Genomic DNA, 12,418 nt, shown 5'->3' on the forward strand with positions numbered 1-12,418 from the left:
CAATCCATGAAATACGACTACATCATCGTCGGCGCCGGTTCCGCCGGCTGCATCCTCGCCGCCCGCCTCAGCGAATCGGGTGAACACAGCGTCCTGTTGCTGGAGGCCGGCGGCAAGGACAGCTCGCACTGGTTCAAGATCCCGGTGGGCTTCGCCAAGCTCTACTACAACCCGACCTTCAACTGGATGTACTACAGCCAGCCGCAAAAGCAGCTCGCCAACCGCGAACTCTATGCGCCGCGCGGCAAGGTGCAGGGCGGTTCGGGCTCGATCAACGCGATGATCTACGTGCGTGGCCAGGCCCATGACTTCGACGACTGGGCGGCCGATGGCAACGAGGGCTGGTCGTTCAAGGACGTGCTGCCGTACTTCCGCAAGCTGGAATCGCACCCGCTGGGCAACACCGAGTACCACGGCGGCAACGGCCCCATTCAGATCACGCCGATGAAAGGCCACACCCACCCGATCTGCGACAGCTTCCTCAACGGCTGCCAGGAGCTGGGCTACCCGCTGAGCGACGACTTCAACGGCAAGGACTTCGAAGGCGCCGGTCTCTACGACGTCAACACGAAGAATGGTCAGCGCTGCTCCAGCAGCTTCGCCTACCTGCACCCGGCGCAGGGTCGCAAGAACCTGAGCGTCGAGCGTAATGCACTGGTGGAGCGCGTGCTGTTCGACGAAAACAAGCGCGCCATTGGCGTGAGCGTGAAGCAGAGCGACGTGCAGCGTGAGTTCCACGCCAGGCGCGAGGTGATCCTCGCCGCCGGCGCGGTGGATTCGCCCAAGCTGCTGCAATTGTCCGGGGTTGCCGACCGCAAGCTGCTCGACCAGCACCAGATTCCGCAAGTCCACGAGCTGCCGGCGGTGGGCAAGAACCTGCAGGACCACCTCTGCGTCAGCTACTACTACAAGGCCAATATCCGCACCCTGAACGACGACTTCGGTTCGCTGTTCGGCCAGGCCAGGCTCGGGCTGGAATACCTGTTGACGCGCAAGGGGCCGCTGTCGATGAGCGTGAATCAGAGCGGCGGTTTCTTCCGCAGCGACGATGAGCTGGAGCACCCGAACCTGCAGCTGTACTTCAACCCGCTGTCGTACCAGATTCCCAAGAGCAACAAGGCCAGCCTGAAACCGGAGCCGTACTCGGGTTTCCTGCTCTGCTTCAACCCGTGCCGGCCGACCAGTCGCGGCGACATCCGCATCGCCTCGAAGAACCCGGCCGACGCCGCGCTGATCGACCCGAACTACCTGAGCACGCAGAAGGACATCGATGAAGCCATCCAGGGCAGCCACCTGATCCGCAAGATCATGAACGCCCCGGCGCTGAAGAAGATCACCGTGGAAGAAGTGCTGCCCGGCCCGGCGACCCAGTCCGACGAGCAGATGCTGCAGTACTTCCGCGAGAACTGCGGCTCGATCTACCACCTGTGCGGCAGCTGCGCCATGGGCAGCGACCCGCAGACCTCGGTGGTGGACAACCGCCTGCGCGTGCACGGCCTCAAGGGGCTGCGCGTGGTCGATGCGTCGATCTTCCCCAATGTCACCTCCGGCAACACCAATGCCGCGGTGATGATGGTGGCGGAGAAGGGCGCCGACCTGATCCTCGAAGACGCCCGCCAGGCCGCCGAGCAGCGTTCGTCGGCCAAGTCCGTCCAGCACGCGGCGGTGTAGTAGCGGCGTATTACCCGCTGCCCGCGCCACTGACTAAGCTCTCCCGCATGCCCGGCCACCATGGCCGGGCCTTGCCGGGAGGATGCCCAGATGGCCGCGAAGAAGATCCTGATGCTGGTTGGCGACTACGCCGAAGACTACGAAACCATGGTGCCGTTCCAGGCCCTGCTGATGGTCGGGCACACCGTCCATGCCGTCTGCCCGGACAAGCAGGCCGGCCAGAGCATCCGCACCGCCATCCACGACTTCGAAGGTGACCAGACCTACAGCGAGAAGCCCGGTCACAACTTCGCCCTCAACGCCGACTTCGCCACGGTGCGCGCCGAAGACTACGACGCGCTGCTGATCCCCGGCGGCCGCGCCCCGGAATACCTGCGCCTGAACGCCAGGGTGATCGAACTGGTAAAAGCCTTCGACGCCGCGAAGAAACCCATCGCCGCCGTCTGCCATGGTGCCCAGCTGCTGGCCGCTGCCGGTGTGCTCAAGGGCCGCGCGTGCAGCGCCTACCCGGCCTGCGGCCCGGAAGTGACGCTGGCCGGTGGCGAGTACGTGGATATCCCGGTGGACGCCGCCCATGTCGACGGCAACCTGGTCACCGCTCCGGCCTGGCCGGCGCATCCCGCCTGGCTGGCGAAGTTCCTCGACGTGCTGGGCACGAAGATCAGCCTGTAAACTGGCCCGACATCGAAGCTGGAGAAGCCGTCCATGTGCGAACTCTATGTTAAGGCCGACCCGATCCTCTACGAGTCGCGCTCGCGCTCGCTGCGCATCCGTGGCGTGGTCACCACGCTGCGCCTGGAGAACCAGTTCTGGGACATCCTGCGCGAGATCGCCGAGGTGGACGGCATGACCACCAACCAGTTGATCACCAAGCTCTACGATGAGGTGATGGACTACCGCGGGGAGGTGGTGAACTTCGCCTCCTTCCTGCGGGTGAGCTGCACGCGCTTCCTGGCCCAGCGCCGCGACAAGGTCACCGAGCTGAGTCTGGTGGCGCGCAGCGCATCCTGAGTCGGCATCCGCCCACAGCGGCTGTCGAACTGTCCGATCCCCGAGGTCGGTATGGCTTCCTAGACTGCGCGATTTCCAGATCCCGGGAATCGCCATGTCATCCATTCGCCGTACCCTGCTTGCCTTCGCCCTGCCCTGCGGGCTGGCGAGCGGCCTGTTGCATGCCGCGCCCACCGCCGTCGAACAGGCGGCCATCAGTTCTTACCAGCAGAGTGTCTACCAGACGCAACTCAAGGACATCCACCAGTCCGCCGGCTTTTCCGTGCCGGTCGAAGTCGACTGGGACAGCATCGCACTGCCCGGCCAGGCCGCGCACTACGGTAGCGACGACTACTGGACCAACGTGTACTTCGTGCCCTTGGCCGAAGCGCTGGAAATGCTCACCTCCTACGACCTGGGGCGCCAGGCGATGAAGGACAAGCTCAAACGCATCGTCATCCGCTATGACGCCAGCAACCCCGCGGCCCGCGATTACCGCCGCGCCGTGGCTTTCGAATCCGGGGTCCTGAGCATCAACTTCAGGCCGGCGTCGGCTGCCGAGCAGATCGAGGAGCGCACCGAAGCGATCCAGTCGAGCCTGGAAACCGCGCTCTGACACCCGGTTCGCGAGCATGAAAAAGCCCGGCACATGGCCGGGCTTTTTTATCGAGCAGTCATGCAGTGATCACTGCACTTCCACCGCCAGGTTCTCGGCGATCTTCTTCTGCCAGATGGCCGGGCCGGTGATGTGCACCGACTCGCCATTGGTGTCGACCGCAACGGTCACCGGCATGTCCTTCACTTCGAACTCGTAGATCGCTTCCATGCCCAGTTCGGCGAAGGCCAGGACCTTGGACTTCTTGATCGCCTGGGCGACCAGGTAGGCGGCGCCGCCCACGGCCATCAGGTAGACGGCCTTGTTGTCCTTGATTGCCTCGATGGCGATCGGGCCGCGCTCGGACTTGCCGATCATGCCCAGCAGACCGGTGGTCTCGAGGATCTGGCGGGTGAACTTGTCCATGCGGGTCGCGGTGGTCGGGCCAGCCGGGCCAACCACTTCGTCACCGACCGGATCGACCGGGCCGACGTAGTAGATGAAGCGACCCTTGAGGTCCACCGGCAGCTCTTCGCCCTTGTTCAGCATGTCGACCATGCGCTTGTGCGCGGCGTCGCGGCCGGTGAGCATCTTGCCGTTGAGCAGGATGGTCTCGCCCGGCTTCCAGCTCTGCACTTCTTCCGGGGTGATGCTGTCGAGGTTGACGCGGCGCGCGGACGGGCCGGCTTCCCAGACGATTTCCGGGTAGGCGTCGAGGGACGGCGCTTCCAGTTCGGCCGGGCCCGAGCCGTCGAGCACGAAGTGCGCGTGGCGGGTGGCGGCGCAGTTGGGGATCATGCAGACCGGCAGGGATGCTGCGTGGGTCGGGTAGTCCATGATCTTCACGTCGAGCACGGTGGTCAGGCCGCCCAGGCCCTGGGCGCCGATGCCCAGCTGGTTGACCTTCTCGAACAGCTCGAGGCGCATTTCCTCGATCCTGTTCTGCGGACCGCGGGCCTTCAGCTCGTGAATGTCGATCTCGTCCATCAGGACTTCCTTCGCCATCACTGCGGCCTTCTCGGCGGTACCGCCGATGCCGATGCCGAGCATGCCCGGCGGGCACCAGCCGGCGCCCATGGTCGGAACGGTCTTCAGCACCCAGTCGACGATGGAGTCGGACGGGTTGAGCATGGCCATCTTCGACTTGTTCTCGGAGCCGCCGCCCTTGGCCGCGACGTCCACTTCCACGGTGTTGCCGGGGACGATGGAGTAGTGGATCACCGCCGGGGTGTTGTCCTTGGTGTTCTTACGCGCGCCGGCCGGGTCAGCCAGGATGGAGGCGCGCAGGACGTTCTCCGGCAGGTTGTAGGCGCGACGCACGCCTTCGTTGATCATGTCGTCGACGCTCATGGTGGCGCCGGTCCAGCTCACGTCCATGCCGACGCGGACGAACACGGTGACGATACCGGTGTCCTGGCAGATCGGGCGGTGGCCGGTGGCGCACATGCGCGAGTTGATCAGGATCTGCGCCATCGAGTCCCGGGCGGCCGGCGATTCTTCACGCAGGTAGGCCTCATGCATGGCCTGGATGAAATCAACCGGGTGGTAGTAGGAGATGAACTGCAGGGCATCGGCGACGCTCTGGATCAGGTCGTCTTGCTTGATCACGGCCATGGAGCACGGTCCTCTTCAGGCGGGGTAAGACAGGCTGTCAGCCTGTTACATCAGGGTTGCGCCGACACGGCTGCGGCGAAAAAAGGCGCCATAGTATAGCGCTGCGGTCGCTTGCCGCGCACTCGCCGGTGATCCGACCTTGGTCCCAGAAAGCCCGCTGCTCTGATGAAAGAGCTCGCTGACCGCCCACATTCCGATCGGCTAGGCACTGGGGCGCTTTGAGAGTAGAGTGAAGGCCAGGTGCCATTACGGGACGGAGCCCCATGAGCACGCTGAAACCACCTCTGAAGCAGCACGCCTTACAAAAACTACTCATCAGGCGATTCGGCATGGCCCTCGGGACTTATGCCCTGGCGCTGCTGTTGTTGTGGTTGGCCGTATTCGGCGAGTTCTACCGCGCCCCTGTCAGCTTCGCGCTGACCTGCACGCTGCTGGTCACCGGCAGCCAGCTGGTGTTCGCCTGGCTGTTCTTCAGCGGACGCAACCAGCGCTTCAGCGACCCGAGCATGACCGAGCCGCAGGTGCTGGTGGCGCTGGTCTGGAACACCCTGTTCCTGGCCAATGTCGATACCGCGCGTGGCACGCTGATGGTGCTCTACGTGCTGATCCTGCTGTTCGGCGTGTTCCAGTTGCAGCCAAGGGTATTCGCCCGCTGCGCCGCGCTGGCGTTCATTGCCTTCGCCGGCCTGAACCTCCACGAAGCCTTCCAGCAACGCCTGCAACTGCCGGCCCAGGCAGTCCTGCAACTGCTGGTGCTGTTCATCGTGCTCACCTGGCTGAGCCTGTTCGCCGGTTACGTGCAGTCGCTTCGCCAACGCATGCGCCAGCGCCGCTATGCGCTGCAGGCGCACCAGGACACCCTGCGCGGCATGATGCGCCAGCTCGAAGACCTGGTGGCCACCGACGAGCTCACCGGGCTGTTCAACCGCCGGCACTTCATTCGCCTGGCCGGCCGCGCGCTGGAAGAAATGCACCCCGGCCAGCGCCACGGCCTGGCGCTGATCGACCTGGACCACTTCAAGCGCATCAACGATGTCCACGGCCACGCCGCCGGCGACCGCGTGCTGCAGACCTTCGCCGCCGTGGCGCGGGCCTGCCTGCGCGAGGGCGATGTGCTGGCGCGCTACGGCGGCGAGGAGTTCGTCCTGCTGCTGCCCAACGCCGATGCCGACCGACTGACCACCTGCTGCGAACGGCTGCGGATGGCCTACGCGGCGGCAGAGCCGGTGGGGGTGAACATCGAGTCCCTGAGCCTGTCGGCGGGGATGACCCTGCTCGACGCCAACGACGATCTCGACGAGGCCTTGCAACGGGCCGACCAGGCGCTCTACCGTGCGAAACGCAGCGGACGTAACCGCTGCGATGCCGCATGGGAGTGGACGCGTGCCTGAGATACAGGCCGGATCGCAACGCTTTTCGGTCAGCCCCGGAGTCAACCTGCTCGATGCCCTGCGCGGGGCCGGCATCGCCGTGCCCTACAGCTGCCGCGCCGGCAGTTGCCACGCTTGCCTGGTGCGCTGCACTGGCGGCGAGGTCGAGGATGCCCTGCCCGATGCGCTGGATTCGGCACGCCGTGCAGAAGGCTGGCGGCTGTCCTGCCAGTGCCGGGTGATCGAAGACCTGAACGTGGAAGCCTTCGACCCGCAGCGCGACGGGCTGCCCGCCACGGTCAGCGAACTGGACTGGCCGTCCCCGGACGTGCTGCGCCTGCGCCTGACCCCGCAACGCCCGCTGCGCTACAGCGCCGGGCAGCACCTGATCCTCTGGAGTGCCGAGGGGGTAGCGCGACCGTATTCCCTGGCCAGCGTGCCGGGCCTCGACCCCTGGCTCGAATTCCACATAGACTGCCGCGAACCAGGCGCCTTCGCCGATTTCGCCCGCGGCCTGAAGCTCGGCGACGGCCTGCGTCTGGGCGAACTGCGTGGCGGCGCGCTGCACTACGACCCGGAATGGCACGAGCGGCCGCTGCTGCTGATGGCGTCCGGTACCGGTCTGGCGCCGCTCTGGGGCGTGTTGCGCGAGGCGCTGCGGCAGCATCACGGCGGGCCGATCCGGGTCATTCACCAGGCCCATGACCCTGCCGGCCATTACCTGGCCGAACCCCTGCAATCCCTGGCCGCCAGCCACCCTGAGCTGGAAGTGACGCTGCTGACCACGGCCGAGTCGGCCGAGGTTTTGGCGCAACTCCGGCTTGTTTCCCGGCGAACCCTCGCCTTACTCTGCGGCCATCCCGCCAGCGTCGATGCCTTCGCCCGCCGCCTTTACCTCTGCGGCGTGCCTCGTGGCCAGACGCTGGCCGACCTGTACCTGCCCCACGCCTGAGAGCCATTTGATCACCTGCTGCGCGTCGGCATAACTGCGTTGGAACCAGGCAGAAAAATGCTCATTTACACGATGTAAACTCCGCTTTTTCTGCCTGGTTCCGCCTTGTTCTGCTCTAGCTCGCGAGGTGTTGAAAAGGCTCTGAAGCGGTCCTCCCCACTTTCAATAAGAACAAGGAATTGCCATGAGCGAACAGATTCTCGTCGAGCGCGAAGAGGGCCTGCTGACCCTGCGCCTGAACCGTCCGGACAAGATGAATGCGCTGACCCGCAGCATGTATGCCGGTCTCGCCGATGCCCTGGAAGCGGCGCAGGAGGATCGTTCGGTGCGCGTGGTGCTGATTACCGGCAACGCCGAGTGCTTCACCAGCGGCAACGACATCGTCGATTTCCTCCAGGAGCCGCCGAGCGGCCCGGACAGCGCGGTATTCCGCTTCATGCGTGCGCTGATGGAGTTCACCAAGCCGGTGGTCGCCGCCGTCGCCGGCCCGGCCGTGGGCATCGGCACCACGCTGCTGCTGCATTGCGACCAGGTGTTCATCGCCAGGGGCGCCAAGCTGAAGATGCCCTTCGTCAACCTGGGCCTGTGCCCGGAGTTCGGCTCCAGCTTCCTGGTGCCGCGTCTGGTCGGCCCGGTGAAGGCTTCCAGCCTGCTGCTGCGTGGCGAGGGTTTCACCGGCGAACAGGCCGTGGCCTACGGCATCGCCAACGAGGCACTGGAAGACGGCGCGGCAGCGCTGGAGCGTGCCCGTGAAGTCTGCAACGCCTTCCAGCAACTGCCGCCTGCCGCTGTTGCGCTGAGCAAGCGTCTGCTGAAAGCGCCCTTCATCGAGGAACTGCGTCGCGTGGTGGCGGAGGAGGGCCAGCACTTCGTGCAGCGCCTGCATTCCCCGGAAGCCCACGAGGCGTTGAGCGCCTTCACCCAGCGCCGCCAGCCGGACTTCTCCAAGTTTCTGTAATTCGCGGGTTGTCTTGGCTGGAGCACGTGCCCTGACGCACTGCTCACTGTAGGAGCGGGCCATGCGCGCGATCGCGGGCATGGCCCGCTCCTACAGGGGAATTCGATGTCACCGCTGCTACGCAAAGGTTGCCCACACAATCTGTGGAACGCGCTGTGGATAACCTCTGGGGCAACCCTGCTAGCCACCGCCAGCCGTGGCCTGCAGGGGATTGAGTGGTATTTGAACGACTCCCGGCAGGTTGCCCACATAAGGTGTGGAAGGTGCTGTGGATAAGCTTGGGGCCAAGGTGCCGAAGCCACGGGGCGCCTGGCTTTCAGCCGATTGGTTGCCCTTTGAGCAACCGCCAGTAAAAAGGCCGCCCGAAGGCGGCCTTTCTCGCTCAATAAAGAGCCTTCACAGCCGGATCAGACCAGCAGGTCGCCCACGTGCAGCACCTTCATGGTGTTGGTGCCGCCCTGGGCGGTGTAGCTGTCGCCCTTGGTCAGGATCACCCAGTCACCCTTGGTCACCACGCCACGCTGCAGCAGCGCGTCGACGGCTTCCTGGCTGACACGCTCCGGCGGCAGGGCTGCCGGGTCGAACGGGATGGTTTCCACGCCACGGAACAGTGCCACGCGGGCCTGAGTTTCGCGGTGCGGGGAGTAGGCGAAGATCGGAACCGAGGAGCGGATGCGCGACATGATCAGCGGGGTGTAACCGCTTTCGGTCAGGCAGATGATCGCCTTGATGCCCGGGAAGTGGTTGGCGGTGTACATGGCCGCCAGGGCGATGCTCTCGTCGCAGCGCTCGAAGGTCTGGCCCAGGCGGTGGCTGGATTTCTTGGTGGTCGGGTGCTTCTCGGCGCCGGCGCAGATGCGTGCCATGGCCTTGACCGCTTCCACCGGGTATTCGCCGGCGGCGGATTCGGCCGAGAGCATCACGGCGTCGGTGTAGTCGAGCACGGCGTTGGCCACGTCGGAGACTTCCGCGCGGGTCGGCATCGGGTTCTGGATCATCGACTCCATCATCTGGGTCGCGGTGATCACCGCCTTGTTGTAGCGGCGTGCGTGCAGAATGATCTTCTTCTGGATGCCCACCAGCTCGGCGTCGCCGATTTCCACGCCGAGGTCGCCACGGGCGACCATCACGGCATCGCTGGCGCGGATCAGGCCGTCCAGGGCTTCGTCGTCGGCCACGGCTTCGGCGCGCTCGATCTTGGCCACCAGCCAGGCGGTGCCGCCGGCCTCGGTGAGCAGGCTGCGGGCGTACTCCATGTCCTTGGCGTCACGCGGGAAGGACACGGCGACGTAGTCCAGGTCCATGCTCGCGGCCAGCTTGATGTCGGCCTTGTCCTTCTCGGTCAGGGCCGGCGCGGTGAGGCCGCCGCCACGGCGGTTGATGCCCTTGTGGTCGGACAGCGGGCCGCCGATCAGGACTTCGCAGACCAGTTCGTCCGCCTTCACTTCCTTGACCGCCATGACCACGCGGCCGTCGTCCAGCAGCAGCTCGTCACCGATGCCGCAATCCTTGACCAGGTCCGGGTAGTCGATGCCCACGACCTGCTGGTTGCCTTCGGTGCGCGGGTGGCTGGTGGAGAAGCGGAAGGTGTCGCCGACTGCCAGTTCGATGCGCTTGTTGGCGAACTTGGCGATGCGGATCTTCGGACCCTGCAGGTCGCCCAGCAGCGCCACGAAGCGACCGTGCTTGGCAGCGATGTCACGCACCAGCTGGGCGCGCGCGCGGTGTTCGTCGGGAGTGCCGTGGGAGAAGTTCAGGCGGGCGACGTCGATCCCGGCGAGGATCAGCTGTTCCAGGACTTCGGGGGAATTGCTGGCTGGGCCGAGGGTGGCGACGATCTTGGTGCGGCGAAGGGACATGCGGGACTCCTAGGGGAAAGCAGCGGTCAGGCCTTCCACGGAGCGGGTCCGGGGCGGCCAGGGCGCCATCTTACTCTCTTTCAGGTGACTCTTTCAGGTCGGGTCTGATCACCAGCAGATCACATTCGACTTCCTCGAAGACCCGCTCGGCGGTCTGGCCGATCAGGGCGTTGTCGAGCTGCCCGCGGGCGACCGCGCCCATCAGCAGCAGGTCGATGGCGTGGTCCTTCACGTAGGCCGGGATCACTTCCTCGGCGAAGCCCTGGCCCAGCAGCGTGCGCTGACGGTCGATCTGCGGGTAGTGGGCGAGCAGGGCGTCGAAGGCTTCGCGGTGGTGAGCCTCGGTGCGCAGCACATAGTTATCGTAGTCGGCCAGCAGCTCCGCGTTGAATGCCAGGGTGTGCGGCAGTGCCATGTAGGCGTGCAGGTAATGGTCGTCGAGCTTCAGGCGTTGCCCTAGCTCGCGGGCTACCATGATCAGCCGATGGTCCAGCGCGGCGGCCGCGTCGCTGGTGTGCAACGGGTCGACGGCGGCACACAGGTTCTTTCCGGACCACTCGCCGTGCTGCACCAGCCACAGCGGCTGCGGGCAATGGCGGATCAGTTGCCAGTCGTGGTTGGTGAGGAACAGGCGCTTGAGCAGGTTGTGGTGGTGCGCGGACTTGAGTACCAGGTCGGGCCTGGTCTGCTCGCAGTGAAGTACGACCTGGTGGTGCAGGGATTTGCCCCAGCGTGCCTGGCAGTGCACGTCGATGCCAGCCTCGCGCAGCGGCGCGGCCAGTTGCTGCAACCTGGCCAGGCGCTCGTCCAGCAGGTTGTGCTGGGCGGCGTCGAGGTCGCCGCGTTCCAGCAGCAGGGCGTTGTCCAGCGCCGCGTTGTACGCGCAGGCCAGCAGCTCCAGGCGCGCCCCGCAGCGCTGGGCGATCCAGCGGGCGCGGGTGAGGGCAGGCTGGTCCGCGCGGGTCGGGTCGATGATGACGAGCAGGTGCTGCAGCTTCATGGCGGAGTCCTCGCTTGCTCTGCGCTCATTGCAGAGCAAGCGTAGACACTGCCGCCCGCCGCGCGCCTTGATGTGGCTCAGCGGCGCGCGGGCTTTGCCGTCAGCTGCGTGGCGAGGTCTGGTTCAGCGCGCGGTCCAGATGCCGGGCGCCCTTGTCGGACAGTTCGCCGTTGGGGAACTCCGCGAGCTGGCGGCGCAGGTAGGCGATGGCCTTCTCGCGGTCCGGGTGCGGGTTGTCCGGCGCCATGTACATCAGGCCCAGCTGGTACAGCGCCTTCTCGCGAATGTCCGCCGGGATGGCCGGGTCATTGGCGCCCAGCAGGTAGAGCTGCGCTGCCTCGTCGACACGCCCCTTGAGCACGGCGCGGCGCGAGAGCAGGGTCATGTCGGGGTCGAGGGTCGGCTTGTTCAGGTCCAGGTTGTACTGCGGCTGCCAGTCGGCGAGCAACTGCTTGGCGGTCTTCTGCACCGGCTCCCTGGCACGCTGGCGGATGATCAGCTCGCGGGCGTCGGCGTGTTCGGCGGCCTTGGTGCCGGGGAACTCGCGGTCGATGCGCTGGAAGTAATCCATGGCTTTCTGATCGTCGCGCTGGTCGTTGTAGCGGCTCATGTAGATCAGCCCGATCTGGTACAGCGCAATGGCGCGAACCTCGGGCCCATAGCGGGTGTTGTCGTAGCCGGTGAGATAGAGCTGCTCGGCTTCGCTGCTCTTGCCATCGCGGATGGCCTGGGCGCTGTAGGTGAGCAGGTCGCCTTCCTCTTCCACGGCAGCAGTCATGCGCTTGTTCTTGAGCTGCTTGTATTCGGCCACTTCTCCGGTGGTGATCTGGGCAACGAATAACGGCGTGGTCGGGGCGCAGGCGGCGAGCCAGGGCAGCAGCACGGCGAACGGCAGGGCAATCGAAAGCGGGTGGGCGAAACGCATGGCAGATCCTTTGCGCTGGGGCGAAGTCCACGTGAGTCTAGTGGCGGGCTACAGTACGGCCAAGACGGGCCGATACACTTCCCAACGGAGGATATGCCCATGCGAACCCTTTTCCTCGCGCTGCTGGCGCTGAGTGTTACCGGCTGCACCAGCTGGTCGATGAACTATCACCTGAACAATGCCTACCGCGCGTACAAGAGCGGCGACTGCCAGCGCGTGCAGCTGGAGCTCTCGGAGACCGAGCGCAAGGCCCGCGCGCGGCCGTGGATCCAGCCGGAAATCTCCATGCTGCGCGGCCAGTGCCTGGAGCGTGAGAAGTTCTACGTCGATGCGGCGCAGACCTATCAGTTCATCGTCGCCCGCTACCCCACCAGTGAGTATGCCTATCGAGCCAGGGCTCGGCTGGAGACGCTGCGCCTGAATGGCCGTCTGCCCAACGATCTGCGCCTCGACCCGCCCGCGCCTGTAGCGATGCCCTGACCGC

At 65.6% G+C, this 12,418-nt stretch carries 12 protein-coding genes; 8 read left to right on the plus strand and 4 right to left on the minus strand.

The features are described from left to right. The first annotated feature begins 6 nt into the window (after positions 1-6). The 4 genes from J2T47_RS21185 (at position 7) to J2T47_RS21200 (ending at position 3,277) form a co-directional block, all read left to right on the plus strand. Entirely contained in the window at positions 7-1,671 is a 1,665-nt protein-coding gene (locus J2T47_RS21185; RefSeq protein ID WP_253451309.1) for a GMC family oxidoreductase, read from the plus strand. Between the two features lie 90 nt (positions 1,672-1,761). Beyond that, on the plus strand, positions 1,762-2,343 hold the full coding sequence (locus tag J2T47_RS21190; protein ID WP_253451311.1) for a DJ-1/PfpI family protein: 582 nt from the start codon (positions 1,762-1,764) through the stop codon (positions 2,341-2,343). 33 nt (positions 2,344-2,376) lie between these two features. Further along, on the plus strand, positions 2,377-2,682 hold the full coding sequence (locus J2T47_RS21195) for a ribbon-helix-helix domain-containing protein (protein WP_081516329.1): 306 nt from the start codon (positions 2,377-2,379) through the stop codon (positions 2,680-2,682). Between the two features lie 94 nt (positions 2,683-2,776). After that, complete coding sequence (locus J2T47_RS21200; RefSeq protein ID WP_253451314.1) at positions 2,777-3,277, plus strand: hypothetical protein; 501 nt, start codon at positions 2,777-2,779, stop codon at positions 3,275-3,277. A gap of 69 nt (positions 3,278-3,346) precedes the next feature. On the opposite strand, the gene J2T47_RS21205 is transcribed toward J2T47_RS21200, so the two are convergent. Continuing rightward, on the minus strand, positions 3,347-4,870 hold the full coding sequence (locus tag J2T47_RS21205) for a fumarate hydratase (RefSeq protein ID WP_253451317.1): 1,524 nt from the start codon (positions 4,868-4,870) through the stop codon (positions 3,347-3,349). Between the two features lie 263 nt (positions 4,871-5,133). On the opposite strand from J2T47_RS21205, the gene J2T47_RS21210 reads away from it, so the two are divergent. The 3 genes from J2T47_RS21210 to J2T47_RS21220 all read left to right on the plus strand — a co-directional run bounded on the left by J2T47_RS21210 (position 5,134) and on the right by J2T47_RS21220 (position 8,150). Then, a complete protein-coding gene (locus J2T47_RS21210; RefSeq protein WP_253451320.1) occupies positions 5,134-6,261 on the plus strand; it encodes a GGDEF domain-containing protein in 1,128 nt (375 codons plus the stop codon). Continuing rightward, positions 6,254-7,192 (plus strand): iron-sulfur-binding ferredoxin reductase, encoded by a 939-nt coding sequence (locus tag J2T47_RS21215; protein WP_253451323.1) that lies wholly within the window; start codon positions 6,254-6,256, stop codon positions 7,190-7,192. Before J2T47_RS21210 ends, J2T47_RS21215 begins: the two co-directional genes overlap by 8 nt. A gap of 184 nt (positions 7,193-7,376) precedes the next feature. After that, positions 7,377-8,150 carry an enoyl-CoA hydratase-related protein gene (locus J2T47_RS21220; protein ID WP_253451326.1) on the plus strand — a complete coding sequence of 258 codons (774 nt, stop codon included), beginning with the start codon at positions 7,377-7,379 and terminating at the stop codon, positions 8,148-8,150. A gap of 407 nt (positions 8,151-8,557) precedes the next feature. Here J2T47_RS21220 and pyk read toward each other — a convergent pair whose 3' ends face one another. The 3 genes from pyk to J2T47_RS21235 form a co-directional block, all read right to left on the minus strand. Next, a complete protein-coding gene (gene pyk, locus J2T47_RS21225) occupies positions 8,558-10,009 on the minus strand; it encodes a pyruvate kinase (protein ID WP_081516323.1) in 1,452 nt (483 codons plus the stop codon). Between the two features lie 70 nt (positions 10,010-10,079). Then, a complete protein-coding gene (locus tag J2T47_RS21230; protein ID WP_253451329.1) occupies positions 10,080-11,009 on the minus strand; it encodes a universal stress protein in 930 nt (309 codons plus the stop codon). Between the two features lie 100 nt (positions 11,010-11,109). Then, positions 11,110-11,934: an outer membrane assembly lipoprotein YfiO gene (locus J2T47_RS21235; RefSeq protein WP_253451332.1), complete on the minus strand. Its 825-nt coding sequence runs from the start codon at positions 11,932-11,934 to the stop codon at positions 11,110-11,112. 99 nt (positions 11,935-12,033) lie between these two features. Here J2T47_RS21235 and J2T47_RS21240 point away from each other — a divergent pair, with 99 nt between their 5' ends. Then, positions 12,034-12,414, plus strand: coding sequence for a hypothetical protein (locus tag J2T47_RS21240; protein ID WP_253451335.1), 381 nt, complete (start codon positions 12,034-12,036; stop codon positions 12,412-12,414). The last annotated feature ends 4 nt before the right edge of the window (positions 12,415-12,418 follow it).

It is taken from the genome of Pseudomonas nitroreducens (assembly GCF_024170165.1).
Lineage (GTDB): Bacteria > Pseudomonadota > Gammaproteobacteria > Pseudomonadales > Pseudomonadaceae > Pseudomonas > Pseudomonas nitroreducens_C.